Here is a 24,517-nt window from a genome sequence, read left to right on the forward strand (position 1 = left end):
CTCAGCTCACCTCTTCGACGTCAACGGTCACGGACTCGCGCAGCTCTGCGATGTCGCTCGCGGACACTTCGCCCGCCACGGGCTGCAACACGGCGGCGGCCGACCAGGCCACTGCATCGGCCAGCACCTCCGGCCAGGCACGGCCGGTGGCGAGGCCGTGCGCGATCGCGGCCACACCGGCGTCCCCCGCACCGGTGGCGTTGCCGCGCAGGATGCGTCCGAGGCGAGCCCGGTGCACCGTGCCGTCCGGGGCGACGTGCACCATCCCCTCCGACCCCATGGATGCGACGACATGGCGAGCGCCTTTGTCCTGCAACGCCTTTGCGCCAGCGGTCGGGTCGTCGAGACCGGTCACCTCGCGCAGCTCGTGCTGGTTGGGCTTGACGACGTCGGGTTGCGCGGCGAGGCCGCCGACGAACGCCTCCAACGATGCGTCGAGGACGACGAGTGCACCGGCTTCGCGGGCGGCGGCGACGAGCGCGGCATACCCGTCGGGCCGAAATCCAGGCGGGACGCTGCCCGACGCGACCACGACGGCGGGGCGCATGCTGGTCACCACCTCGGTGACGTGCTGCACGAGCGCCTCGCACTCGGCGTCAGACCATGGGCGTCCCGGTTCGTTGAACGCCGTGGCCTCCCCGTCGGCCTCGGAGACGATGGTGACCGTGCGCCGGCTGGGCACGTCGCACTCGCGCAGGTCGTGGCGTATGCCGCGTGCGTCCAGGTCGGCGCGGATGCGCGCCCCTGGACCGCCGCCCACCAGTCCGACGGCCACGACGTCGTGGCCGAGGCCGGTGAGCACTGAGGCGACGTTGAGCCCCTTGCCACCGGCCAGCTCGCGGACGCGCAGGACGCGGTGGCTCGCGTGCGGCACGAGCCGCTCGAGGTCGTAGGTGAGGTCGAGCGCCGGGTTGGGGGTGACTGTGACGATCACACGAGATCCCATGCCAGACAAGCGGATCCGAGGCTGCCGGCACGATCGCCGAGGGTCGCGCGTTCGATGCGCGGCATGCGCTGGAAGGTCAAGGTGGCCTTCACCTGCGCGCGCAGCGGCTCGAGCAACAGCTCGCCGCTCTGGGACAGCCCGCCGCCGACGAGCACGTGGTCGACACCGGTGGCGCTGACCAGCATGGCGACGGCGCGTGACAGGGCGTCCACGGCACGGTCCCACACGGCCACCGCGGCGGGCTCGCCCTCGGCGACCAGCGCGGCGACGCCCTTGGCGTCGACGGGCGGGGCGCCCGCGGGCACATGCGCGGCATACCCACGCGCCACGGCGGCCGCGGAGGCGAGCGTCTCGAGGCACCCACGGGCCCCGCACGGGCACTGGGGTCCACCCGGCTCGACGATGACGTGCCCGACCTCGCCGCTCCACCCGTCGGCCACGACGAGGTGGCCGTCGAGCATGAGTGCGCCCGCGATACCGGTGCCGAGCGGCAGGAAGAGGACGTTCCGGCTCCCGCGGGCGGCGCCCCACTCCACCTCGGCACGCAAACCGGCGCGGACGTCGTGACCCAGTGCCACCGGCACGCCGAGCCGCTCAGCCAGCGGCTTTGCGACCGGGACGTCGCGCCACCGCAGGTTGCTCGCGTAGACGGCCACCCCGCGGGCGTCGTCGACGATGCCGGGGACGACGGCCCCGCAGGCGACCACCTCGGCCTCCGGCGCCTCGGCCCGCAGCCGGTCGAACGTCGCCGCGAGGGCGTCGACGAGCGCGCCGGGTCGGTCGAGGTCGCCCGGGGTCGGGGTCAGCGTGGTCGCGACCTGGGTGCCGTCGCGGTCGACCAGGGCCGCCTTGATGCGCGTGCCACCGAGGTCGATGCCCGCGACGACGGGTGCGGGCACCCTCAGACCACCTCGACCGTGACGCCTGCCGCGCGCAGGTCGGCGACGGCACCCGGGTCCGCAGAGTCGTCGGTGACCAGCAGGTCGATCTCGGTGACCGGGCAGATCCGCGCGAACGCCCGGGCGCCGACCTTGGCGCCGGTCGCGACGACCACGACGCGGTCGGCGCGCTGGACCATGATCGAGTTGATCCCCGCCTCCCCCTCGTGGAAGCACATGGCGCCCTCACTGCCGGAGACGGCGTCGACGCCCAGGACCAGCGTGTCGAGCCAGAGCTCACCGAGCACCATCGTGGCCAGCGGACCCGAGAGCTCGTAGGACTCCGGGCGCGCGACACCACCCAGGGAGACGCACCGCACGAACGGGCGCAGCACCATCTCGGTCGCGATGTTGAGGGCGTTGGTGACCACGGTGATGGCCGGGCGCGTGGTCGCCATGGCGAGGTCGGAGCGGGCTGCCAGCCGACGGGCGACGGCGCTGGTCGTGGTGCCGCCGTTGAAGCCCACGACCGTGCCCTCCTGCGGCAGGTCGGCGGCGTGGGCGGCGATGCGCTCCTTGGCGGTGTCGTTGCCGGCCTGCTTGTAGCGGGCGGGCAGGTCGTAGGCCACCGCGGTCGCCACGATCCCGCCGTGGGTGCGCGTCACGAGCTGTTGGGCCGCGAGGTCGGAGAAGTCGCGGCGCACGGTGGCCTCGGAGACGCCGAGGGTGTCGACGACCTCGCCGACGCTGAGGCGGCCCCGCTCGGCCAGCAGCGCGAGCAGCGTGCTCCACCGGGCGCCGCGGTCCGCGGTCTTGATCTGTCTGGCGCTCATGCCCGCTCCCTGGCCGTGGCTGTCGTGATCGAATCTAATCGCTTTCGGCGCCATCCGATCAATATGCGGGATGGATCGGGCAGCGACCGAGCGCGGGAGTGATCATGCAGGGCCGGCTGAGCCGATCGCGGGACCGATGGCTTGACTGATCGAATCCGATCGAACATGATTCGAACCAGTCGAATCTAATCACATTCCGTCAGTGATTGCCGCCATCCACGTGCCCGTCAGAGAGGTCCCTGTGGTCATGACCGAGTACTCGAGCCACCTCGCCGCGGAGATCGCGACCCAGCCCGACGACTGGGAGGCCGTGCAGGGCCGGCTCGACGAGGCGCGCGGCGTCCTCCCCCAGCCCGGCGAGACCGTCGCCGTCGTCGGGTGCGGCACCTCCGCGTTCATGGCGCAGGCGTATGCCGCGCTGCGCGAGGCCTCGGGTGCGGGACGCACCGACGCGCACGTGGCCAGCGAGTTCCCCCACACCCGCGAGTACGACCGCGTCGTCGCCATCTCCCGTTCCGGCACCACGACCGAGGTCATCGACCTGCTCACCGCCCTCAAGGAGCGCGACCAGCGCACCACCGCCCTCGTCGCGACCGCCGGGACACCGATCCCGCAGATCGCCGACCAGTCGTTCCTGCTGCCGGAGGTCGACGAGCAGTCGGTTGTCCAGACACGGTTCGCCACCACCACGCTGGCGCTGCTGCGCGCCTCCCTGGGCGAGGACCTCACCGAGGTCGTGAGCCAGGCCCGCGCCGTGCTCACCGAGGACGAGAAGTCCGTGCTCGAGGGCGTCGTCGACGCCGAACAGGTCACCTTCGTCGGTCGTGGCTGGAGCATCGGCATAGCTCAGGAGGCCTCGCTCAAGCTGCGCGAGTCGGCGCAGTTCTGGACCGAGAGCTACCCCGCCATGGACTACCGCCACGGCCCGATCAGCATCGCCGCACCCGGTCGAGCCGTGTGGTCCTTCGGTCCGGCGCCCGAAGGGCTGGCCGCCGACGTCGCCGCGACCGGTGCGTGGTTCGAGGACCGCGCGATCGACCCCATGGCCGACCTCGTGCGCGTGCATCGCCTCTGCCTCGCCAAGTCGGCGCAGGCCGGGCTCGACCCCGACCAGCCGCGCCACCTCGCGCGGTCCATCATTCTGTCGTGACCACTGACACGACGACGCCGAGCGAGTCCGCCCCCACTCTGCTGACCGGGCGGCTCGTCACCGACGGCGGCATCGTGCCCGACGGGGCCGTCATCGTCGTGGGCGACCGCATCGCCTGGAGCGGTGCCAAGGGCGAGCTGCCGGCCGAATTCCGTTCAGCGGCAACACCCCGGGGCTGGCGGGACGACCTCACCCTCCTGCCCGGGCTGGTCGACATCCACTGCCACGGCGGCGGTGGCGGCGAGTTCGGGCCTGATGCGTCGGCCGCGACTCCGGCGATCGACCACCACCACCGCAGCGGCACCACGAGCCTCGTCGCGTCGCTCGTCTCGGCCCCGCGCGAGGCGATGCTCGCCGGGATCGACGCCTTGGTGCCGCGCGCCACGGCCGGCGACCTCGCCGGCATACACCTCGAAGGGCCGTTCCTCTCGCACGCTCGATGCGGCGCCCAGGACCCGGAAGCCCTCGGTGACCCGGACCCGGCCTTCATCGATGCGGCCGGCGAGGCGGCGCGGGGATGGCTCGCGCAGATGACGTTCGCGCCCGAGCTGGCCGGCGCCGACGCGGTGCCGGCGAGGCTGGCTCGGTGGGGGGCGCTCGGTGCGGTCGGCCACACGGACGCCGAGTGGGCGGTCGCGGCCGCAGCGCTGGCCGGTGCGAGCGAGGGCGTGCGCGGTGGCCGCCCGCTGGTGACCCACCTCTTCAACGGTATGCCGCCCATGCACCACCGCGCCCCCGGCCCCGTCGCGGCCGCCCTCTCGGCGGCGGCGCGCGGTGAGGCGGTCGTCGAGGTCATCGCCGACGGTGTGCACCTGGCCGATGGGACGGTGCGGATGGTGTTCGACACCGTCGGGCCGGCCAACATCGCACTCGTCAGCGACGCCATGGCGGCTGCGGGCCTGCCGGAGGGCGACTACACGCTGGGGCGCTTCAACGTTCGCGTGAGCGGCCGTGAGGCCCGGCTCGAGCCAGGCGGCTCGTTGGCGGGCGGCGTGTCGACCCTGCTGGAGCAGGTGCGCTGGTTGGTGCGCGACCTGGGGATCTCGCTCGAGGATGCCGTGGCTGCTGCATCGCTTACTCCCGCAACGGCTTTGGCTCTCGACGACGTCGGTTCGCTGGCGGCCGGCAAACTCGCCGACGTGGTCGTGGTCGACGACTCGCTCGAGCTGCAGCGTGTGCTGCGCCGGGGTGCCCGGATCGCCTGAGCTCTCTCGCAGGGCACCACCGCAGCTGGGGCGAGAGGTGACCCGCTCCTGTGAACGGTTGGGGCACAACCGCTTTGGACGGGTGGGGGTGCCGGGGGCGCGTCCGTCTTGCCTCACCAGGTGTCGCACTGATCGACATCTCGCTCGTGAACCCGTCGCCTCCTGACTCGGCTCAGCCGCCCTGAACGGGCAGCACCTGTGCTGGGCCGTTCCGTCTCGGGTCAGATCGACACTTGTGAACGAATTCTCTTGGAAACACACAGGATTCGGTGTGGACAAGTTCTTGTCGCTGTCGGTGAATCCGAGTACAATCGAACACATGATCGATATCGTGGGGCTGTTGCGGACGGTGAGCGCTGACGCTGCCCGTCTGGCGGATGCCCCACGACGTGAGTCGATCGACGACTTCGTCCAGCTCGTCGGTGACACCCAGCGCCTGGTCAGCATGGTGCAGGCCGTGCAGACGGTGGCGATCGCGAACGTGTCCGCGATCGAGGACGTCGTCGACCCGGGCACCGGTGAGGTCGTCGAGCAGTTCCGCGGGTACGGCCACCACCGCATGGACGCCGCCGCCCTCGTCAGCGACGAGCTGGGCGTGACCGCCCGTGGTGCGGAGACCAGGGTCGGGGTCGCAGCCCAGCTGGCGGGGCGGTACCCGTGCGTGCTCGAAGCGATGGGTCAGGGACGGATCGACCCGTACCGGGCCAGCATCATCGAACACGAACTGGCCGATGCCCCCGACGACGCCGTTGAGGCGGTGCTGGCCAAGATCGAACCCCACCTCGGCAAGGAGACCGGTGGGCGGTTGCGGCAACGCGTGCGCCGCGTCCTGGGACAGGTCGCGGCCGAGTTCCTGCGGCAGAAAGCCGCCCAAGCGCGTAAGGAGCGGTCGCTGCAGCGCTGGCCCGGTGACGGGCCCGGGGTCGACACCTGGGTCGCGTCGTTGCCGGTGGAGCAGTCGCAGAAGGCGTGGTCCGCGATCGACACCCTCGCCCGCGAATACGTGCGCGCCGGACACAACACGTGCATTGAGCAGGCGCGGGCGGACGCGATGCTGGCGTTCATCGACGGCAACACCCGCGCCGAGTACGTCATCCAAGTCGCCGTGCCCGAGTCCCGCCTCAATGGTGCGCTGGCAAACGTCACCGAAACCCAAACATCACCGCACGCCACAGGCCAGCCCGCGACCGCTGCCCGCATGACAGGTGCAGCCACGGAACGGTTCGTTGAGGCAGCGGCGGCCCCTGCCGAGAATGCTGCTGACTTGGTCGAGACGGCCGACCTCGACGCGTGGGTGCGGCAAGTGCTACGCGACAACGGAATCGGTAAACATTGCACCGCCACCGGGCCACCCGCACTCACAGGACCCCCCACCCGAACCATCCCTGAGGACTGGGGCGTCGACGGCGAAGGCAAGGGCAAGGGCCGCAAGAGGAAGAAGCTGCGTGCCGCCGCGACCGCAGATGGTCGACCGGTGGCCTTGCCGGCGCTGGCTCCTCGGCGGGTGCGCATCGACATCCTGCCCTGCGACGATTCGACCGGCGCCTACACCTCCACCCCGGTCAGCAGCTGGACCATCACCCCCACCCGTCAGGACCAGGCCGGTCGTGGCAGCGACCACGTCACCGCGATGGCAGCCACCAGCCGGAGCGGAAGTGATGGCTCGGGAGGCAACTCGGGCTCGACTGGAAACGCGGGCCTGACCGGCTCGTCCGGCGTGGCGTCGATTGAGGCAGCCTTCGCCGACGCGGTCGTGCGGCGGTGCGCGGTCCCGGAACCGGTCGTGATCGGGTACCGACCCACTGAAGCCATGATCCGCACCGTCAAAGCCAGGGACGGGCACTGCCGGTTCCCCGGCTGCACCGTCGCCGCCACGTTCTGCGACCTCGACCACGTCAGCCCCTGGCGTGAAGGGGCCACCCTGACCCGGGTGAGCAACCTGATCTGCCTGTGCCGACGACACCACCGCACCAAACAACTCCGCCGCTGGTCCGTACGCATGCTCCCCGGCGCCGTCATCGAATGGACCGACCCCACCGGCCGCACCCGAACCACCCACCCGGTCAACCACCTGGACCCCGACCCCGAACCCTGGCTCGACCCCACCGGCCGACCCATCACCGACGCCCACCTCAACCACACCAACGCCACCACCGACCACACGGACGGCACCGACAGCACCGACAGCACCGCTTCCGACGGACCCAGCCGCCGGGTCGAGCTGCCCTCACTGCTCGAGGAAACCCTCGAGTACACGATCGACCGGTTCTACGCCGACACCGGAACCCCAGCCGAACGCCTCGCCGAAGGGCCAACCCCACGCGCCCGACGCGCACACCGCTGCGACTTCCACCCCAACGGCATCCAGCTCACGGCACAAGTGCACGGCGCCCTGCGCCACGCACCCGACACCAGGACCAGCACGCGCGCCCAGCGCCGCCCAGACGACTACCCGCCACCGCCGTTCTGACGTGACGCCGAGTCGGCAGTAGACCTACTTGAGCGTGCCCTGCGAGAGCGAACCCTGGAGCTGGCGCTGGGAGAAGATGTAGACGACGAGCACCGGCACGATTGTGATGACGACCGCAGCGAACAGCTGACCGAAGTCCACGGCATACCCGGCCTGTGAGGCAAAGCGCGCCATCCCTTGGGAGAGAACGTAGTTGCTCTCGTTCGTGTTGAGGGCGACGGGAAGGAGGAACTGGTTCCACAGGCCCAGGAAGTTGAAGATCGCGATCGCCACGATGCCCGGCCGCGCCATCGGCAGCATGACCTGCGCGAACGTCCGCCACTCCCCCGCTCCGTCGAGCTCGGCCGCCTCCGCGATCTCCTGCGGCAGCGCCCGGAAGAACGGGTAGAGGAAGAACACCGTGAACGGGAACGCGAACGCCACGTAGGTCGCGATGAGGCCCGGCAGTGTGTTGAGCAGGCCGGCGTTCTTCAGGACGAAGAACAACGGCACGATCGCGAGGAAGATCGGGAAGGTCAGGCCGGCGAGGATGAGGTAGTAGACGATCCCGCTGCCCGGGAAGGGATAACGCGCGAGGGAGTATGCCGCCGCGGCGCCCAGGATCATCACGAGGACCAGTGAGCACGTCACGACGATCACCGAGTTGAGCAGGTAGCGGCCGATGTTGGAGTCGTTCCACGCCTTGACGTAGTTGTCGAAGCTCCAGTGCTGTGGCAGGGCCAGCGGCGAGGAGAAGATCTCGCCCGTGGTCTTCCACGAGGACAGGAAGACCCAGACAAGCGGCAGGATCACGATGATCGACCAGAGGGTCAGCACGATGTGCGACACGACCGTGACCGTGCGGTCCCCCTTGGAGGCGGGACTCTCGTTGGGCGCGACGACCTTGGTGTCGCCCGCGGTGCGGGGCGGGTTGGCGACGGCCATCAGCGGTCCTTCCCCTTGGTGAGGCGGTTGACGAGGAAGACGACCGCAGCGAAGAGCAGCGTCACGACGGCGAGGAAGACGCCCATCGCGCTGGCCATGCCGAACTGGCCCTTCTTGAAGGCTGTGTTGAACAGGTCCTGGGTCATCGTCAGGGTGGAGTTCTGCGGGCCGCCGCTGGCGTTGAGGGCGGCCATGTAGACGAACGCGTCGAGGGCGAGGATGCCGAGGTAGACGTAGGCGGTCTGGATCGTCTCGCGCACCATCGGCAGCGTGACCATGAACGTCATCCGCAGTCGGCCCGCGCCGTCGACGCGCGCGGCGTCGTAGAGCTCGGCGGGGATTCCCTTGATCGCCGCGATGAACAGCACCATGTAGAACCCGACGAAGCCCCAGATGATGACGAACATCGTCACCGGCATGGCGGTCGTGACCTCACCCAGCCAGGCGAAGGACTTGAACTGGTCGAGCCCGATCCCGGTGAGCAGCGCGTTGACCAGGCCGCTGGACGGGTCGAACATCTGCGACCAGATGAGGCCGATCACGATCGCGGGGATCGTGTAGGGAAAGAAGGACACGATCCGGTAGAACGAGGACCTCGAAAGGCCGCGCACGGCACCGGTGCTCGAGCCGCCAACCGTCACCATCGTGGCGAGGGCCAGCGACAGCGCGATCGTCACGAACGGGACGACCAGGGCGAGCAGCAGGTTGTTGCGGACAGCCTTGAGGAAGATGTCGTCCTGGAGCAGTGCCTTGTAGTTGGCCAGACCGACGAACTCGAATGTGTCGGAGAACCCGCTCCAGTTGGTGAGCGAGTAGATGAACGCCTGGACGAACGGCCACAGCACGAACACCGCGTAGAAGGCGAACGGCAGGCCGAGGGTGACGAGGACGAAAACCCGACGACTCCACGGCATACGACGACGCCTGCGACGGGCCACCTTGCCGGCGGCTTGGGGAGGGGCGGTCGCAACGACAGCGCTCATGGACGGATTCTCCGATTCCGCAGGGGGTTGGACAAGGACGTGCCCGGCCCGGCTGCGAGAGCCGGGCCGGGCACGAGGGTCACTTGACCTCGACCTTCTTGACCGACGGGTCGTTGGCGACCTTGTCGGTGATCTTCTGCAGCTGGGTCGTCAGCGCCTTGGCGTCGATCTGCCCGGCCAGGAACGCGTTCCACGGCACGAGCATGTCCTGGTTCATGCCGTAGTTGTCGACGAAGTTCCAGGTGAAGACGTCGGTGCCGGCGTCCTTGAGCATCTTGCCCTGCGACTGCAGCGCCGTGGAGCCGAAGCCGTCCTCGGGCACGGTGTCCTTGACGATGGTCGGCGCCAGCTTCGTCTTGGCGAAGTTGGTGGCCGCCTCCTTCGAGAGCATCGTGCGCAGGATCTCCTTGCCCGCAGCCACGTTCTTGGCCTTGGCGGGCACGATGAACGGCTCACCAGCAGCCGAGTGCAGCGCCGTGTACGGCATCTTCGACCCGGACGTCAGGGTCATCTCCGGGATGCCCGTCATCTTGAAGTCGGCCTTGGTCTGCTTCTTCATCTCGTTCTCGATCCACGAACCCGAGGGGTAGAGCAGTGCGGCCTGGTCGTTGCTCCACTGGGCCTGCGCCGCGGTGAACTGGGTGCCACCACCACCGGGCTTCATGTAGCCGTTCTTGATGATCGTCTCGAGCGCCTTGAACACGCCCTGGATCGAGGCGTTCGACCAGCAGTCCGGCTTGAGGTTCTCCAGCGCAAGGCGCACCTCGTCGCCGCCCTCCTTGATGGCCGAGCCGATGGCGAGCGTCTGGTAGTAGGTCGCCGCCTCCTTGCCCCACAGGAAGAGGAACTTGTTCTTCTTCTTGGCCTCGGCGCCGAGGGCGATCGCCTCGTCCCACGTCTTCGGCGGGGTCCAGCCGTTCGCCTCGAACAGCGACGCGGAGTACCAGACCGCGTAGATCGTCTGGACGTAGTTGATCGCGATCATCTTGCCGTTGATCGTGCCCGGCGCCTCGACACCGGGGTACAAGGTGTCCTTGATCGTGGTGCCCTCGAGGTTCTTGGCCTCGAAGACGTCGGTCAGCTCGGACAGCTGGTCGGCGATGGTGTTGAGGCCGATCGAGTTGGCGCCGGAGTTGTCGATGAGGTCCGGCGGGTTGCCACCGACGAACCGCGGCTGCAGCTCCTGGGCGATCTGGGTCGAGGGCTTGACCGTGACCTTGCTGCCGGCGTGGTTCTTCTCGACGAGCTGCGCGGCGAAGGTGACGTAGTCGTAGCCGTAACCGCCGTTGAAGATGACCGCCTCGGCCGTGCTCTTGTCGGCCATGCCGAACGGGTTCTTGTCGCTCTTGGTGCCGCCTGCGCTGCTCGAGCTCGAGCTCGAGCCGCCGCCACCGGTGGCGCACCCGGCCAGCGAGAGAGCGGGGATGGCGACACCTCCCGCGACCGTCAGCTGCAGAATCGTGCGCCGATCCACCTGCTTGCCTCGAGGGTCCATCAAGTCCTTCTTCCCGGGTCCCGGGCGGCCTCATTACCGCCCGTGCGTGGACGACACGCAAAACGGTGCCGCAATCAGCACATCGTGCTGCGGCGTGATCGATTGTGTCAAGGAACTTGACCGAAGCAATCACGATCGATCACAGTTCGTGACGTGCGAGAACCCCGCCCGACGTCGGTCCGTCTCGGCTCCCTCCCCGTCATCGGGTCCCCTCCCGGGACCCCGAGCACGCTGCCCCAGCTCCGTCCGGTGCGTGCCGCCGGGACCACCCGGGTGAGCGACGGGGCGCCGCCGGACATGCTAGAGCGCGTAGCCCGCGGACGCCTGTCGTCACCACTGCCCTACGGCGTGTTGAGCGACTACGACCGCGGGGATCACGAGCTCGAGCTGCCCATGGTCGAGCTCGACAACGGGCACGTGCGCGTCCAGGTCCTCCCCTCGCTCGGGGGCCGGGTCTGGTCGATGGTCGACCTGGCCACCGGTCGCGAGCTGCTCCACCGCAACCCGCGACTGCGCTGGGCCAACTTCGGGCTCACCGATGCGTGGTTCGCCGGCGGCATCGAGTGGAACCTCGGCTCCACCGGCCACGCCACCACCTCGAACCTGCCCATGCACGCGGCCGTCCTCGACACCGAGCTGGGGCCGGTCGTCCGGCTCTGGGAGTGGGAGCGCACCCGTGACCTCGTCCTTCAGGTCGACCTCTGGCTGAGCGGCCCGCGCCTCCTGGCCTCCACCCGGGTCATCAACCCCGACCCGGAGCCCAAGCCGCTCTACTACTGGACCAACATCGCGGTCCCCGAGACCGCCGGCTCCCGGGTCCTCGTCCCGGCGGACACGGCGTGGCGCACGGACTACAAGGGCGTGCTCGAGCGGGTGGCCATCCCCTTCCCCGACGGTGACGTCGACGTGAGCATCCCTCGCGCGAGCCGGTATGCCGCGGACTACTTCTTCGAGGTCGGCGGCCAGCGTGGGCGCGTGGTCACCGCTGTCGAGCCCGACGGCCACGGCTTTGCCCAGACCTCGACCGACGCCCTGCGGGGACGCAAGCTCTTCCTGTGGGGCCACGGCCCGGGCGGCCAGCGGTGGCAGGACTGGCTGGGCGTTCCCGGCACCCGTTACCTCGAGATCCAAGCCGGCGTCTGCACCACCCAGCTCGAGCACGACGTCATCAAGGGGCACGAAACCCGTTCGTGGACAGAGGCTTTCGCCGCACTCGACCTCGACCCGGCTGTCGTGACGGACGAGTATGCCGCGGCGTCGGCTGCCGCTCGCGACGCCGTCCACGCGACGACGCCGCCTGACTGGCTCGAGGAGCAGCACGCCCGGTGGCTCGCCTCGGTCGCCCACACCGACCCCGGCACGCCAACCCACACCGGCTCCGGCTGGGGCCGCGTCGAGCTCGCCCTGCGCGGCATCGACGCACCCCACGGCCTGGTCTTCCCGGAGGTGGACGACGACAGTCGTCTCCTCGCGCCACTCGCCGAGACCACGGATCCCACTGGCCTGCAAGCGATCTCGCCCGAACGCCCCGTCCTGCCCGTGGTCTCCGACCGCTGGTTCGCCCGGCTGGCCGACACCACCACCAACGGCGACGGCGCCTGGTGGGTCGAGTACGCGCTGGCGACCAACCACCACCTCCGCGACGACCGCCCGGCCGCGCACGCGGCATACACCCGCAGTGTCGACCTGCAGCCGAGCGCGGTCGCCCTGCGCGGGCTCGCCGTCCTCACCGACGATGCGGCGCAGCGCGCCGACCTCTATGCGCGGGCTCGCGAGCTCGCGCCCGACGACCGGCGGCTGGCGGTGGAGGCCCTGGCCGACCTGCAGGCGGCCGGTCGCCATGAGGACGTCGTCCACCTGGTGGCCGAGCTCCCCCGAGCGATCCGCGAGCACGGCCGTACCCGCATGATGCTCGCCGAGTCGCTGGCGGCCCTCGGCCGCGCCGACGAGGCCCTCGTGATCCTCGCCGACCTCGAGGTGCCCGACCTCGCTGAGGGCGACCGCGCGCTCGCCGAGGTGTGGGAACGGCTGCGCCCCGACGAGCCGGTGCCCAACCGGCTGGACTTCCGGATGTCAGGCGACGCCGGCGACGGCACCTGACGCCGGCTCCCGGGCGTACGCCGCGGACAGCGTGCGGTAGGGCCGGGAGGCGAAAGCGATGAGCACCGCGATGAGGGCGATGAGCCCTGCGATCACGAACACGAGGGCGATGCCACGCGCCTCACCGGCGCCGAGCAGCCAGCCGAACCGGTCCTGTCCGGCCTCGCTGCGCATGTACGGGATGAGGCCATACTGCGCGATCGGCCCGATGAGGAAGGCCGAGATCGGGCTCGCCGCGACCTCCACGCTCTGCGCGAAGCCGAAGACCCGCCCCTGCTTCGCGAACGGCACGACCCGCTGGAAGATCGTCTGCTCCGCCGCCTCCGCCATCGGGATCAGCGACATGAACACGAGCATGCCCGCGGCGTACAGCCACCACCACTCCCGGATCGTGAAGGTCATGCCGAGGATCGCGACCCCGACATTGACGAGCAGGAGCGTGCGCAGGGGCGAGGAGCCGAGGCCGAACTTCGCCACCAGACCGCCACCGACGATGAAGCCCACGCTCGTGACGCCGAGGACGATGCCCCACACCTCGACGCTGAACAGGGTGAGGCCGTAGGGGTCCATGAGCGCCATGTAGACGCCACCGACCAGGTTGTTGAAGGTCGAGAAGATGATGAGCGCGAGCAGCCCCGGCACCGCACGGATGGCGGACCAGGCGCTGGCGAAGTCGACCGCGCGGCGCGGGCCCTCCTCCACCTCGGGCTCACGCTCGGGGATCTCGATGGTGAGGATGTGCGCGAGCGCCAGCCCGGTGAGGGCGATCGCGATCGCCACGGTCCAGCCCATGCCCACCAAACCGACCGACAGCCCGCTGAAGACGCTGGTGACCATGAAGGCGACGCCCTGCACGGTGCCGACGAGGCCGTTGGCCTTGGCCCGCTCGTCACCCGGCACCAGCAGTGTGACCGTTGTCGACAGGGCGATGTTGCGCATGCTCTCGACGACGCTGCCGATGAGGATCACGCCCGCAAACACCCAGAACAGCGGGCCGTTCCAGTCCACCAGCGTACTGGCCGGGAAGGCGAGGAACATCGCGCCCGCGACCAGGTATGTGACGAAGGTGACCGTCGACGAGGCGGCCATCACCTGCTTCTTGCGGTGCCGGTCGACGATCGTGCCGAACAGCGTGCCGCACACGGCGATGAGCAGCATGAACGAGCCGCCGATGATCGACGTCGCCAGCACCGACTTGGTCTCGAGGTAGGCCCAGAAGGTCAGGGCGAACCACAGGTAGCTGCTGGTGACGTTGGCGACGAGGGTGTTCGCCAGCACCTTGCGGAAGGCACGCAGGGTCTGTGGTCCCTGCGTCACGCCGTCGGGCAGGTGCGCCTCGTGCGTCACTCCGGGCGGCAGCTCGACGTCGGGACTGGCCCCTTGGCTCGGCTCCTCCATCGGTGCCATGGACATCGCGAACTCCTTCGGCGTGGTGCGGTCGTGAGGGTTGACCGGTGTGCGGACCGGAACTCATCGCCCACCCCTCACCGTAGGAGCACCTGCGGACAGTTCCTGACCGGTTTTCCTCACGCCTGGCGGGCGAGGTCCTCCAGGGTGACCGGGCGTAGCGGCGGCGCACCGGCCGCCAGCCGCTCGACCTCCTCGACCGCCGCGTCGCCGAGACGGAACAGCTCCGTGCCGAGCGATCCCGCGACGTGCGGAGTGACCAGCGCGTTGGGCAGCGCCAGCAGCGCCGAGTCGGCCGGCAGCGGCTCCGGCGTGGTCACGTCGAGGACAGCATTGACCCGTCCGCTGCGCAGCTCGCGGGTCAGCGCGTCGTGGTCGACCAGCGCGCCGCGCGCGGTGTTGATGAACGTCGCGCCGTCCTTCATCGCCGCGAGCCGTTCGGCATTCACGAGGTGCCGCGTCTCGGGGAGGTCGGGCGCGTGCAGCGTGACGATGTCACTGGTCGCGAACAGCTCCTCGAGCGTCACCAGCCGGGCGCCCAGTGCGCACGCACCGCCGTCGTCGAGGTAGGGATCGGCGATCACGACCTCGAAGCCGAACGGCCGCAACAGGTCACAGACCAGGCGGCCGATGCGAGATGCGCCGATGACGCCGACCCGTTTGGCATAGTTGCCGATGGTCGGCCAGTCGGTGACGTGGATGCCTTCCGGATCCGCGCGGTATGCCGCGGCGGCGGCGAGGATTCCCTTGCCCGCCAACAGGATCGTCGCCAACGTGTACTCGGCCACCGGGACCGCGTTGACGTCGGCCGCCGAGGTCACCACGACCCCTCGCGTCCACACGTCGGGCGTCAGGTGGTGCTTCACCGACCCGGCCGCATGGACGACCGCCCGCAAGTGTGGCGCCCGCTCCAGCTGTCCGGCGTCGAGCAGGGGCGCGCCCCACGACGTCAGCAGGATCTCGCTGCGCGCCAACACCTTTCGTGCTGCGTCGGACTCGAGCTCGGTCAACACCGGGCCCGGCTCGACCTCCGCCACCGCAGCCAGCCGTTCGAGCGCCGTGGCGCTGAACACCGTGTCCCGCAAGCCTTCCCGCATCGCGAAGGCAACTCGCGGCCGACGTGCGCTTCCCTCAGCCATGCCATTCCCCCAGCCAGGTGGCAGTGGCCGCGAGCGCGGCATCGAGGTCGGGTATGCCGTCGAACCAAGCCTTCTCCCACTCGAGCATGAGCGGTCCGTGGATCCCGCGTGCGTCGAGGGCCTGCAGCACCTCGTCGAGCGGCAGCACCCCCTGACCGGTCAGGGCGGGTGTGGCGCCTCGTTGGCGCGCCACCACGTCCTTGACCTGGGTGTGTGCCAGCCAGGGCTCGAGCGCTGCCACCGTCTGGACCGGCTCCTCCCCCGCGGTCCACGGGTGGGCGGCGTCCCAGATGGCCCCGACCGACGCACCGTGCAGCTCGGACGAGCCCAGGACCCGCGCCACGTCGACACCCCGCGGATGGCTGTCGTGGGTCTCCAGCAGCAGCCGGACACCCCGCGCCTCGGCCTCGTCCGCCACCGCGGCCAGGCGCCGCACCGCCCGCGCGTCGTCGTCGCCGACCTGCTCGCCGCCGACCCCACCGGGAAACACCCGCACGCCACCGGCACCGACCTGCTGCGCCAGCTCGAGGTGCCGACGCAGTGCCTCCACCACCGGCCCATCCTCGCCGGGAGCACACACCTGCACGTAGCTCGCGAGCGCCAGCACCTCCAGCCCGGCGGCGCGAAACGTCTCGCCGACGGCAGCAGCATCCGCAGCCGACAGGTCGCGCCGCACCGGCTCGTCCGGCCCCACGCGCAGCTCCACCCCCGAGCAACGGTGAGCCGACGCGACGGCGACGAACTCACCCAGCGAGGCACGCGGCATACCCAGGCTGGAGACGCCCAACGACGACGAAGGCCACTGCCACGGTTGCGCGCTCACGCGCGCCAGTCTCACACGGGCGCGGGTGTCGCCACCGGCAGGTCTCGCGCCTCACGGATGATCTGCACGAACCGCCCCATGATGTCGGTGAGGCCAAAGTCCTTGGGGGTGAACACTTCCGCGACCCCGAGCGCCTTGAGGGCGCGGGCGTCGGAGTCGGGGATGATGCCGCCGACGATGACCGGCACGTCGCCCGCGCCAGCCGCCCGCAACCCTTCGAGGATCTCCGGCACGAGCGCCATGTGCGACCCCGACAGGATCGAGATGCCGACGAGGTGCACGTCCTCGGCAACGGCGGCCGCGACGATCTGCTCGGGCGTGAGGCGGATGCCCTGGTAGACGACCTCGAAGCCGGCGTCGCGCGCCCGCACCGCCACCTGCTCGGCGCCGTTGCTGTGGCCGTCGAGACCGGGCTTGGCCACGAGCACGCGCAGCTTCTCCCCCAGCTCCTCGCCGGTGAGCCGGACCTGCTCGCGCACCTCGCGCAGCTCCGCGCTGCCCGGTCCACCACCCGACACCGAGCCGCTGACCCCGGTGGGCGCCCGGAACTCGCCGAAGACGTCACGCAGCGCCTGCGCCCACTCGCCGGTGGTCACCTCGGCGCGGGCGGCCTCGATCGAGGCCGCCATGAGGTTGGTGCCCGAGCGGGCGTCGTCCTGCAGCCGCGCGATGGCGGCCTGCGCGCGGTCGCGACGGGCGGGATCGGCGTCGCGCTCGTCGCGCCACCGCCGCACCGCCTCGGCCGCCTTGACCTCGACGTCGTGGTCGACGGTCTGGATCGCGGTGTCGAGGTCAGCGGTGAGCGGGTTCGGCTCGGTGGTCTCGAACCTGTTGACGCCCACGACGATGTCCTCGCCGGCCTCGATGCGCGCCCGCCGCAGGGCGTGCGAGGCAACCAGGGCCGACTTCATGTAGCCGCTTTCGACGGCCGGCACCGCGCCACCAAGCTCGGCCACCCGCGCCATCTCGGCCCGCGCGCCCTCGACGAGCTCGGCGACCTTGGCCTCCACGACGGTCGAGCCGGCGAACAGGTCGTCGTACTCGAGCAGGTCGGACTCGAACGCCAGCACCTGCTGCATCCGCAGCGACCACTGCTGGTCCCACGGCCGCGGCAGCCCGAGCGCCTCGTTCCACGCCGGCAGCTGCACCGCGCGGGCGCGGGCGTCCTTCGACAGCGTCACCGCGAGCATCTCGAGCACGATGCGCTGGATGTTGTTCTCCGGCTGTGCCTCGGTGAGCCCGAGGCTGTTGACCTGCACGCCGTACCGGAACCGCCGCTGCTTGGCGTCCTGTACGCCGTACCGCTCGCGCGTCACCTCGTCCCACAGCTGGACGAAGGCGCGCATCTTGCACATCTCCTCGACGAACCGCACGCCGGCGTTGACGAAGAACGAGATCCGCGCGACCACCTCGCCGAAGCGCTCCTGCGGCACCTGCCCCGAGTCGCGCACCGCATCGAGCACCGCGATCGCGGTCGACATCGAGTAGGCGATCTCCTGCACCGGCGTCGCACCGGCCTCTTGCAGGTGGTAGCTGCAGATGTTGATCGGGTTCCACTTGGGGATCTCGGCCACGGTGTAGGCGATCATGTCGGTGATCAGCCGCAGCGACGGCTCGGGCGCGAAGACGTAGGTCCCGCGCGAGAGGTACTCCTTGATGATGTCGTTCTGGGTGGTGCCCGCGAGGGCACGCACCGCGGCGGCCGGGTCCTCGCCCGCGGCCTCGGCCTGCTCCTGCGCCGCGACCTGGTACATCGCGAGCAGCCACATCGCCGTCGCGTTGATGGTCATCGAGGTGTTCATCGACGCGAGCGGGATCTGGTCGAACAGCGCCCGCATGTCGCCGATGTGCGAGATCGGGACGCCCACCTTGCCGACCTCACCGCGGGCCAGCGGGTGGTCCGGGTCGTAACCGGTCTGCGTGGGCAGGTCGAAGGCGACGGACAGACCGGTCTGCCCCTTGGCGAGGTTGCGCCGGTAGAGGGCGTTGCTCGCCGCGGCACTGGAGTGACCGGCATACGTGCGCATCACCCAGGGGCGGTCGCGCTCGGGTCGGGCCGGCTGCGCGGCCTCGGTCGCAGACCCCTCGGTATGCCGCGGGGCCGGCGCGGGCGCGCCACTCACGTCGTCGCTGCCCGCGTCGCCTGCCGCGTCGTCTGTGTGCTCGGCCATGGGGCCGAAGGTACCTGCGGGTAGGGCCGTGCAGGGAGGTGCTCAGGCGGTGACAGCCACCACAGTGGGCTCGTCGACGGCCTCGCGCAGCACCAGCGAGCGGTGCAGCCGTGACGCACGCAACAGGCGTCCGGTGCGGTCCGACATGTCGACGACGGCGAGGCGACGACCCGCCCGGCGGGCCCGGTTGTAGGCCTCGACGAGGACGCCGAGCCCGGTGGCGTCGCCGATCTCGGCGTCGGCCAGCCGCATGAGGACGTCACCGCAGCCGGTGTCGATGATCTCGTGCAGGAGCAGGCGCACGTCGGGCACGGTGTGCACGTCGATCCGGCCGGTGATCTCGACTTCCTGCGCCGTGCCCATGGTGCGGACCACGACCGGCAGGACACCGACGGTGCTGACCGACATTGCGAACCCCCTCGCCTTGCGTGCCGACATTCACTCATACCGACGGCCGAGAATGGGTCTACGGTTGTGGGCGATCAGGTCAAGATCTGATAAAGGTCGCGGACCCGAGCCTGCACCGGCCTCTGGTCGCCGGGGCGGCTCAGACGAAGGGGACGTCGTCCGGCTCGCGCGTGACGTCGGCGCCGAGCCCCTGCATGGCCTCGGCGAACCCGGCATACCCGCGGTCGATGTGCTGCGCCCCGCTCACCGTGGTGACCCCGTCGGCCACCAGTCCCGCGATGACCAGCGCCGCCCCGGCCCGGATGTCGCTGGCCTCGACGGGGGCGCCGGAGAGCCGCTCGACGCCGTGGACCATGACGTGGTGGCCGTCGATGCGGGTCTCGGCGCCGAGCCGGTTGAGCTCCTGGACCGTGCGGAAGCGCGCCTCGAAGAGGTTCTCGGTGATCATCGCCGAGCCGTCGGCCACGGCGTTGGCGGCGAGCGCGAACGGCTGCAGGTCGGTCGGGAAGCCCGGGTACGGCAGCGTTGCCACGTCGAAGGCGAGCGGGCGACGGCCACCGCTGTCCACGCGGAAACCGCGAGCGGTCGTCACGACCTCGGCGCCGCTGGCCCGCACGAGCTCGAGCGCCGCGGCGAGGTGCTCGGGCACTCCCCCGACGACCTCGACGTCGCCGCGGGTAGCCACGGCGGCGAAAGCCCACGTGCCGGCCGCGATGCGGTCGGCCACGACGGCGTGCTCCGTGGGCGCGAGGGCCTCGACACCCTCGATCTCGATGACCGACGTGCCCGCGCCGGTGATCCTGGCGCCCATCGAGGAGAGCATCGCGGCGATGTCGACGATCTCGGGCTCGCGGGCGGCGTTCTCCAGCCGGGTGGTGCCGCGCGCGAGGACAGCCGCCGTGAGGACGTTCTCGGTGGCACCGACACTGGGGAACTCCAGGCGGATGTCGGCCCCGTCGAGCCCCGACGGCGCCTCGGCCACGAGGAAGCCGTGGGTGACGTGCACCTGCGCGCCGAGCGCCTCCAGCCCGGCGGCGTGCAGGTCGAGGCCGCGCGACCCGATGGCGTCGCCGCCCGGGATCGCCACGTCGGCCGAGCCGGTGCGCGCGACGAGCGGCCCCAGCACGGCGGTCGAGGCGCGCAGCGCCCGCACGAGGTCGTAGTCGGCCCGGTGGCCGATCTGCTCGGGGACGTCGATCTCGACGACACCGGCGGCCGCGTCGTAGTCGACGGTGCAACCGAGCCGGCGCAGCAGCTCGGCCATGATCGTCACGTCGAGAATGGCCGGGACATTGGTCAGCCGGGTGCGTCCGACCGCCAGCAGGGCAGCCGCCATGAGCTTGAGCGCGCTGTTCTTCGCACCCCAGACCTGCACCTCGCCGCGCAGGGCACTGCCACCGACGACCCGAAACCTCTCAGCCACCGGCCCACCCTACGTGAGCCCGCGGCATACCAACGCCGACCGGTATGCCGCGGGGCTGGCGCCCGAGGCCACCTCGCCGCGGCATAGAGTCGCGTCATGGTCAACCTCACCCGCATCTACACGCGCACCGGTGACGACGGGCAGACCCACCTCGGCGACATGAGCCGCACCAGCAAGAACGACCTGCGGCTGCTCGCCTACGCCGACACCAACGAGGCCAACGCCCAGATCGGCGTCGCGCTCGCCGCCAGCAGCGACCTCCCCGAGGACGTCCGCACCACCTTGACGCGGGTGCAGAACGACCTGTTCGACGTCGGCGCCGACCTGTGCACGCCGCTACAGCAGACCTACGAGTTCCCGCCGCTGCGGGTGCAGCAGGAGTGGATCGACGAGCTCGAGGCGGACTGCGACACCTATCTCGAGCGGGTCGAGAAGCTGCGCTCGTTCATCCTCCCCGGCGGCACCCTCACCTCGGCCCACCTGCACGTCGCGACCACGGTCGTGCGCCGCGCCGAGCGCCAGGCCTGGGCGGCGATCGAGGCCTGCGGCGACCAGCCGGGCGACGGCACCAAGGGCGTCGGCGGCGTCAACGTGCTGACCGCGAAGTACCTCAACCGGCTCTCGGACCTGCTGTTCATCCTCGCCCGGGTCGCGAACCTGCCGATCGGCGGCGACGTGATGTGGCAGCCCGGCGGCGGCCGCGCCGAGGCACCGCAGCGCCGCCAGAAGCCGGCCACCGACTGAGCAGAACCGGCCAGCGGGGTGCCAAGGGCGCGGCACACTGCGCCTCTGGCAGCCCGCAGCGCGAAACCCTCAGGCGACGTTGACGTTGAAGCCCGGGGGCGAGCTCTCCAGCCAGGTGCGCATGGCGGTGTATGCCGCTGGCGCGAGGGCGAGGGCGAAGGTGTCGTCGCCGTGCTGGCACTGCACCGCCACGGCGTCGGGCAGACCCGGGATGGCCACCTCTGGACGCGTCGGCGGGCCGAGCTCGAGTCGCGGCCGCTCCCACACGCGTGCCGGGCGTGGTGACGGTCCGACGAGGGTGAACCACTCGAGCGTGCTGCCTGAGAAACGCAGCAGCCCCAGCCGGAAGACGTTCCGGTCACGGGGCTGCAGGGCGCAGAGCATGAGTGGGGCGCCAGCGGACAGGATCCGGCGCCGCACGAAGATGTAGACCAGGGCCAGGACCAGGAGCAGCACGAGCACGCCGGCGACGATCTCCGCGGACGTGACGATCGACATGGCGCGCTGCCCTCCTGACCTGGCTAGCCGATCTGGGAGGCGTCGACCGCCTCGGCGACGATGATGACCTTGTCGCGGTCGACCGACAGGAAGCCGTTGTCGATCGTCGCGACGTTGGTGGAGCCACCGGTGCTGATCCGCACGTCACCCTCGACCAGCACGCCGAGCAGCGGCGTGTGGCCGGGCAGGATGCCCAGCTCGCCCTCGATGGTGCGGGCCTGGACCATGTCGGCCTCGCCCTCCCAGACCTTGCGGTCGGCAGCGACGAGTTCAACCTGCAGAGAGCTCACGGTGTCCTCCGGGTGGTGCTTGAGATTTCAGTCTATCGGGCCGTGCGTGGTGCTTGCGCCCGGCCGGTATGCCGTGGGGCCAGCCGATACCGGCCGGCCCCACGGTTGGTGCTTGGTCTTCGCTCGGGACGAGGTCAGAGGTTCTTCTGGATCTCGGCCCACTGGCGCTCGACGTCGTCGAGGCCACCGCACATGAAGAACGCCTGCTCACCGACGTGGTCGTACTCGCCGTCGGCGATCCGCTTGAACGCGTCGATCGTGTCGGCCAGCGGAACCGTCGAACCCTCGATGCCGGTGAACTGCTTGGCGACGTAGGTGTTCTGCGACAGGAAGCGCTGGATGCGACGGGCCCGGTTGACGAGGATCTTGTCCTCTTCGGAGAGCTCGTCGATGCCGAGGATCGCGATGATGTCCTGGAGCTCCTTGTTGCGCTGCAGGATCTGCTTGACCCGCACCGCGACGTCGTAGTGCTCCTGGGAGATGTACCGCGGGTCGAGGATCCGCGACGTCGAGGTCAGCGGGTCCACGGCCGGGTAGATGCCGAGCGAGGCGATCTCACGCGAGAGCTCGGTGGTCGCGTCCAGGTGGGCGAACGTCGTCGCCGGCGCCGGGTCGGTGTAGTCGTCAGCCGGCACGTAGATCGCCTGCATCGAGGTGATCGAGTGACCACGCGTGGAGGTGATGCGCTCCTGGAGCACACCCATCTCGTCGGCGAGGGTGGGCTGGTAACCCACGGCGGACGGCATACGACCGAGCAGGGTCGACACCTCCGAACCCGCCTGGGTGAACCGGAAGATGTTGTCGATGAACAGCAGCACGTCCTGGTTCTGCACGTCGCGGAAGTACTCCGCCATCGTCAGGGCGGACAGGGCCACGCGCAGACGCGTGCCCGGCGGCTCGTCCATCTGGCCGAACACGAGGGCGGTCTGCGGGAGCACGCCGGCCTCGTCCATCTCGACCATGAGGTCGTTGCCCTCACGGGTGCGCTCACCGACACCGGCGAACACCGACACACCACCGTGGTCACGGGCGACACGGGCGATCATCTCCTGGATGAGCACCGTCTTGCCGACGCCGGCGCCACCGAACAGGCCGATCTTTCCACCCTGCACGTAGGGGGTGAGCAGGTCGATGACCTTGATGCCGGTCTCGAACATCTCGGTCTTGGACTCGAGCTGGTCGAACGCGGGCGCGGGACGGTGGATGCCCCAGCGCTCCTTGACGTCGAGGGTCTCGCCCGGCTTGAGGTCGAGGCACGCGCCGGTCGCGTTGAACACGTGACCGAGGGTGGCGTCGCCGACCGGGACGGTGATGGGGCCGCCGGTGTCCTGCACCTGGGTGCCGCGGACGAGGCCGTCGGTCGGCTGCAGGGAGATCGCGCGGACCATGTTGTCGCCGATGTGCTGGGCGACCTCGAGGTTGACGTTGCGCTTCTCCGGCTCGCCCTCGCCCGCCGGCAGCTCGACCTCGGTGGTCAGCAGGTTGTACTGGTCCGGCATCGCGTCGACGGGGAACTCCACGTCGACGACGGGGCCGATGACGCGGGAGATCCGGCCGACGCCACCCGGGGTGGTCTCGGTCGTGTTCTCACTGACAGTGGCAGTCATGTCTTTTCCTACCGTCTCTCTCTACTACTAGCTGGCGTCGGCGAGGGCGCTGGCGCCGCCCACGATCTCGCTGATCTCTTGGGTGATCTCGGCCTGGCGGGCCTGGTTGGCCAGCCGGGTGTACTTCTTGACGAGCTCCTCGGCGTTGTCCGTCGCCGACTTCATCGCGCGCTGGCGCGAGGCGAGCTCGGAGGCAGCGGCCTGCAGGAGGCAGTTGAAGATGCGGGCGCTGACGTACTTCGGCAGCAGCGCGTCGAGGACCTGCTCGGCGCTCGGCTCGAACTCGTACAGCGGCAGCACGTCGTCGGGCTCGGGGGCCTCCTCGCCCTCGACGACCTCCAGCGGCAGCATGCGGATGACGTCGGGCTCCTGGGTCACCATGTTGACGAAGCGCGTGAAGACCACGTGCACCTCGTCGACGCCGCCCTCGTCCTCGGGCTGGACGAACCGGGCCACCAGCGTCTCGCCGATCTCGCGGGCGATCTCGAAGGTCGGCTGGTCGGTGAAGCCGGTCCACTCCTGCGCGTACTCGCGCTTGCGGAACTTGTAGTAGCTCACCGCCTTGCGACCGACGAGGTAGGGCACGACCTCCTTGCCCTGCTCACGCAGCTCCCCGATGAGCTTCTCGCTCTCGCGGATCACGCTGGAGCTGTAGGCACCGGCGAGGCCACGGTCGGAGGAGATGACCAGGACGGCCGCGCGCTTGACGTCGTCCTTCTCGGTCGTCAGGGGGTGGTCGACGTTGGAGAACGTCGCCACCGCCGACACCGCGCGGGTCAGCGCCCGGGCGTACGGCGAGGACTCACGCACCCGCTGCTGCGCCTTGACCACCCGGGATGCGGCGATGAGCTCCATCGCGCGGGTGATCTTCTTGGTCGAATTGACGGCGCGGATGCGCTGGCGGTAGACCCGCGTCTGCGCTCCCATACGTTTCCGCCTCTCCTGAAATCTCTTGCGTGACTGACGTTTTGAGTGTTGCTGCTTCGTCGGTATGCCGCGTGGCGGCCAAGGTGCCGGGTGCGC

Annotated in this window: 21 protein-coding genes; 5 read left to right on the forward strand and 16 right to left on the reverse strand. The window is 70.2% G+C overall.

What is annotated here, in order from left to right:
• Nucleotide 1: 1 nt before the first annotated feature.
• From HJG52_RS06790 to HJG52_RS06800, 3 genes are read right to left on the reverse strand one after another with little or no spacing between them, the layout of a single operon-like run.
• Nucleotides 2-934: a hexose kinase gene (locus tag HJG52_RS06790; protein ID WP_171242705.1), complete on the reverse strand. Its 933-nt coding sequence runs from the start codon at nucleotides 932-934 to the stop codon at nucleotides 2-4.
• On the reverse strand, nucleotides 931-1,845 hold the full coding sequence (locus HJG52_RS06795) for an ROK family protein (protein WP_171242706.1): 915 nt from the start codon (nucleotides 1,843-1,845) through the stop codon (nucleotides 931-933). The genes HJG52_RS06790 and HJG52_RS06795 overlap by 4 nt, the downstream gene beginning before the upstream one ends.
• Before the next feature lie 2 nt (nucleotides 1,846-1,847).
• Complete coding sequence (locus tag HJG52_RS06800) at nucleotides 1,848-2,657, reverse strand: DeoR/GlpR family DNA-binding transcription regulator (protein WP_171242707.1); 810 nt, start codon at nucleotides 2,655-2,657, stop codon at nucleotides 1,848-1,850.
• A gap of 247 nt (nucleotides 2,658-2,904) precedes the next feature.
• Here HJG52_RS06800 and HJG52_RS06805 point away from each other — a divergent pair, with 247 nt between their 5' ends.
• The 3 genes from HJG52_RS06805 to HJG52_RS06815 all read left to right on the forward strand — a co-directional run bounded on the left by HJG52_RS06805 (nucleotide 2,905) and on the right by HJG52_RS06815 (nucleotide 7,482).
• Nucleotides 2,905-3,807 carry an SIS domain-containing protein gene (locus tag HJG52_RS06805; RefSeq protein ID WP_171242708.1) on the forward strand — a complete coding sequence of 301 codons (903 nt, stop codon included), beginning with the start codon at nucleotides 2,905-2,907 and terminating at the stop codon, nucleotides 3,805-3,807.
• A complete protein-coding gene (locus HJG52_RS06810) occupies nucleotides 3,804-5,012 on the forward strand; it encodes an amidohydrolase family protein (RefSeq protein ID WP_171242709.1) in 1,209 nt (402 codons plus the stop codon). Before HJG52_RS06805 ends, HJG52_RS06810 begins: the two co-directional genes overlap by 4 nt.
• A 319-nt stretch (nucleotides 5,013-5,331) precedes the next feature.
• Nucleotides 5,332-7,482 carry an HNH endonuclease signature motif containing protein gene (locus tag HJG52_RS06815; RefSeq protein ID WP_171242710.1) on the forward strand — a complete coding sequence of 717 codons (2,151 nt, stop codon included), beginning with the start codon at nucleotides 5,332-5,334 and terminating at the stop codon, nucleotides 7,480-7,482.
• Between the two features lie 24 nt (nucleotides 7,483-7,506).
• Here the strand turns inward: HJG52_RS06815 and HJG52_RS06820 are convergent, their stop codons facing one another.
• The 3 genes from HJG52_RS06820 to ngcE form a co-directional block, all read right to left on the reverse strand.
• Nucleotides 7,507-8,406 (reverse strand): carbohydrate ABC transporter permease, encoded by a 900-nt coding sequence (locus HJG52_RS06820; RefSeq protein ID WP_171242711.1) that lies wholly within the window; start codon nucleotides 8,404-8,406, stop codon nucleotides 7,507-7,509.
• The gene (locus HJG52_RS06825; protein ID WP_171242712.1) at nucleotides 8,406-9,389 is read right to left on the reverse strand and encodes a carbohydrate ABC transporter permease; all 984 of its coding nucleotides are present in this window, start codon (nucleotides 9,387-9,389) and stop codon (nucleotides 8,406-8,408) included. The genes HJG52_RS06820 and HJG52_RS06825 overlap by 1 nt, the downstream gene beginning before the upstream one ends.
• Before the next feature lie 79 nt (nucleotides 9,390-9,468).
• Nucleotides 9,469-10,884 carry an N-acetylglucosamine/diacetylchitobiose ABC transporter substrate-binding protein gene (ngcE, locus tag HJG52_RS06830; RefSeq protein WP_171242713.1) on the reverse strand — a complete coding sequence of 472 codons (1,416 nt, stop codon included), beginning with the start codon at nucleotides 10,882-10,884 and terminating at the stop codon, nucleotides 9,469-9,471.
• Nucleotides 10,885-11,037: 153 nt separating this feature from the next.
• Here ngcE and HJG52_RS06835 point away from each other — a divergent pair, with 153 nt between their 5' ends.
• A complete protein-coding gene (locus tag HJG52_RS06835) occupies nucleotides 11,038-12,984 on the forward strand; it encodes a DUF5107 domain-containing protein (RefSeq protein WP_171242714.1) in 1,947 nt (648 codons plus the stop codon).
• Here HJG52_RS06835 and HJG52_RS06840 read toward each other — a convergent pair.
• The 6 genes from HJG52_RS06840 to murA all read right to left on the reverse strand — a co-directional run bounded on the left by HJG52_RS06840 (nucleotide 12,958) and on the right by murA (nucleotide 20,355).
• Nucleotides 12,958-14,397, reverse strand: coding sequence for an MFS transporter (locus HJG52_RS06840; protein WP_277352076.1), 1,440 nt, complete (start codon nucleotides 14,395-14,397; stop codon nucleotides 12,958-12,960). The two genes, HJG52_RS06835 and HJG52_RS06840, sit on opposite strands and share 27 nt — an antisense overlap.
• A 113-nt stretch (nucleotides 14,398-14,510) precedes the next feature.
• Nucleotides 14,511-15,530 (reverse strand): hydroxyacid dehydrogenase, encoded by a 1,020-nt coding sequence (locus HJG52_RS06845; RefSeq protein ID WP_171242715.1) that lies wholly within the window; start codon nucleotides 15,528-15,530, stop codon nucleotides 14,511-14,513.
• Entirely contained in the window at nucleotides 15,523-16,353 is an 831-nt protein-coding gene (locus HJG52_RS06850) for a TIM barrel protein (protein ID WP_171242716.1), read from the reverse strand. Before HJG52_RS06850 ends, HJG52_RS06845 begins: the two co-directional genes overlap by 8 nt.
• An 11-nt stretch (nucleotides 16,354-16,364) precedes the next feature.
• A complete protein-coding gene (locus HJG52_RS06855; RefSeq protein ID WP_240977693.1) occupies nucleotides 16,365-18,380 on the reverse strand; it encodes a protein meaA in 2,016 nt (671 codons plus the stop codon).
• A 186-nt stretch (nucleotides 18,381-18,566) separates the two neighbouring features.
• The gene (locus HJG52_RS06860) at nucleotides 18,567-18,932 is read right to left on the reverse strand and encodes an anti-sigma factor antagonist (protein ID WP_240977185.1); all 366 of its coding nucleotides are present in this window, start codon (nucleotides 18,930-18,932) and stop codon (nucleotides 18,567-18,569) included.
• Between the two features lie 139 nt (nucleotides 18,933-19,071).
• Nucleotides 19,072-20,355 carry a UDP-N-acetylglucosamine 1-carboxyvinyltransferase gene (gene murA, locus HJG52_RS06865; RefSeq protein WP_171242718.1) on the reverse strand — a complete coding sequence of 428 codons (1,284 nt, stop codon included), beginning with the start codon at nucleotides 20,353-20,355 and terminating at the stop codon, nucleotides 19,072-19,074.
• 96 nt (nucleotides 20,356-20,451) lie between these two features.
• On the opposite strand from murA, the gene HJG52_RS06870 reads away from it, so the two are divergent.
• A complete protein-coding gene (locus HJG52_RS06870; protein ID WP_171242719.1) occupies nucleotides 20,452-21,099 on the forward strand; it encodes a cob(I)yrinic acid a,c-diamide adenosyltransferase in 648 nt (215 codons plus the stop codon).
• A gap of 69 nt (nucleotides 21,100-21,168) precedes the next feature.
• Here HJG52_RS06870 and HJG52_RS06875 read toward each other — a convergent pair whose 3' ends face one another.
• The 4 genes from HJG52_RS06875 to HJG52_RS06890 all read right to left on the reverse strand — a co-directional run bounded on the left by HJG52_RS06875 (nucleotide 21,169) and on the right by HJG52_RS06890 (nucleotide 24,421).
• Nucleotides 21,169-21,597 (reverse strand): DUF2550 family protein, encoded by a 429-nt coding sequence (locus tag HJG52_RS06875; RefSeq protein WP_171242720.1) that lies wholly within the window; start codon nucleotides 21,595-21,597, stop codon nucleotides 21,169-21,171.
• A gap of 23 nt (nucleotides 21,598-21,620) precedes the next feature.
• The gene (locus HJG52_RS06880) at nucleotides 21,621-21,887 is read right to left on the reverse strand and encodes a F0F1 ATP synthase subunit epsilon (RefSeq protein ID WP_171242721.1); all 267 of its coding nucleotides are present in this window, start codon (nucleotides 21,885-21,887) and stop codon (nucleotides 21,621-21,623) included.
• Nucleotides 21,888-22,021: 134 nt separating this feature from the next.
• On the reverse strand, nucleotides 22,022-23,494 hold the full coding sequence (gene atpD, locus HJG52_RS06885) for a F0F1 ATP synthase subunit beta (protein ID WP_171242722.1): 1,473 nt from the start codon (nucleotides 23,492-23,494) through the stop codon (nucleotides 22,022-22,024).
• A 27-nt stretch (nucleotides 23,495-23,521) separates the two neighbouring features.
• On the reverse strand, nucleotides 23,522-24,421 hold the full coding sequence (locus HJG52_RS06890) for a F0F1 ATP synthase subunit gamma (RefSeq protein ID WP_171242723.1): 900 nt from the start codon (nucleotides 24,419-24,421) through the stop codon (nucleotides 23,522-23,524).
• Nucleotides 24,422-24,517: the final 96 nt, after the last annotated feature.

It is taken from the genome of Knoellia koreensis (assembly GCF_013041615.1).
GTDB lineage: Bacteria > Actinomycetota > Actinomycetes > Actinomycetales > Dermatophilaceae > Pedococcus > Pedococcus koreensis.

Excerpts from the sequence above, each read along its gene's own strand:
- HJG52_RS06800 (WP_171242707.1), bottom strand. The coding sequence starts at position 2,657 with ATGAGCGCCAGACAGATCAAGACCGCGGACCGCGGCGCCCGGTGGAGC.
- HJG52_RS06805 (WP_171242708.1), top strand. The coding sequence starts at position 2,905 with ATGACCGAGTACTCGAGCCACCTCGCCGCGGAGATCGCGACCCAGCCC.
- HJG52_RS06815 (WP_171242710.1), top strand. The coding sequence starts at position 5,332 with ATGATCGATATCGTGGGGCTGTTGCGGACGGTGAGCGCTGACGCTGCC.
- HJG52_RS06820 (WP_171242711.1), bottom strand. The coding sequence starts at position 8,406 with ATGGCCGTCGCCAACCCGCCCCGCACCGCGGGCGACACCAAGGTCGTC.
- HJG52_RS06825 (WP_171242712.1), bottom strand. The coding sequence starts at position 9,389 with ATGAGCGCTGTCGTTGCGACCGCCCCTCCCCAAGCCGCCGGCAAGGTG.
- ngcE (WP_171242713.1), bottom strand. The coding sequence starts at position 10,884 with ATGGACCCTCGAGGCAAGCAGGTGGATCGGCGCACGATTCTGCAGCTG.
- HJG52_RS06840 (WP_277352076.1), bottom strand. The coding sequence starts at position 14,397 with ATGTCCATGGCACCGATGGAGGAGCCGAGCCAAGGGGCCAGTCCCGAC.
- HJG52_RS06845 (WP_171242715.1), bottom strand. The coding sequence starts at position 15,530 with ATGGCTGAGGGAAGCGCACGTCGGCCGCGAGTTGCCTTCGCGATGCGG.
- HJG52_RS06855 (WP_240977693.1), bottom strand. The coding sequence starts at position 18,380 with ATGCGCACGTATGCCGGTCACTCCAGTGCCGCGGCGAGCAACGCCCTC.
- HJG52_RS06860 (WP_240977185.1), bottom strand. The coding sequence starts at position 18,932 with ATGTCGGTCAGCACCGTCGGTGTCCTGCCGGTCGTGGTCCGCACCATG.
- HJG52_RS06870 (WP_171242719.1), top strand. The coding sequence starts at position 20,452 with ATGGTCAACCTCACCCGCATCTACACGCGCACCGGTGACGACGGGCAG.
- HJG52_RS06875 (WP_171242720.1), bottom strand. The coding sequence starts at position 21,597 with ATGTCGATCGTCACGTCCGCGGAGATCGTCGCCGGCGTGCTCGTGCTG.
- atpD (WP_171242722.1), bottom strand. The coding sequence starts at position 23,494 with ATGACTGCCACTGTCAGTGAGAACACGACCGAGACCACCCCGGGTGGC.
- HJG52_RS06890 (WP_171242723.1), bottom strand. The coding sequence starts at position 24,421 with ATGGGAGCGCAGACGCGGGTCTACCGCCAGCGCATCCGCGCCGTCAAT.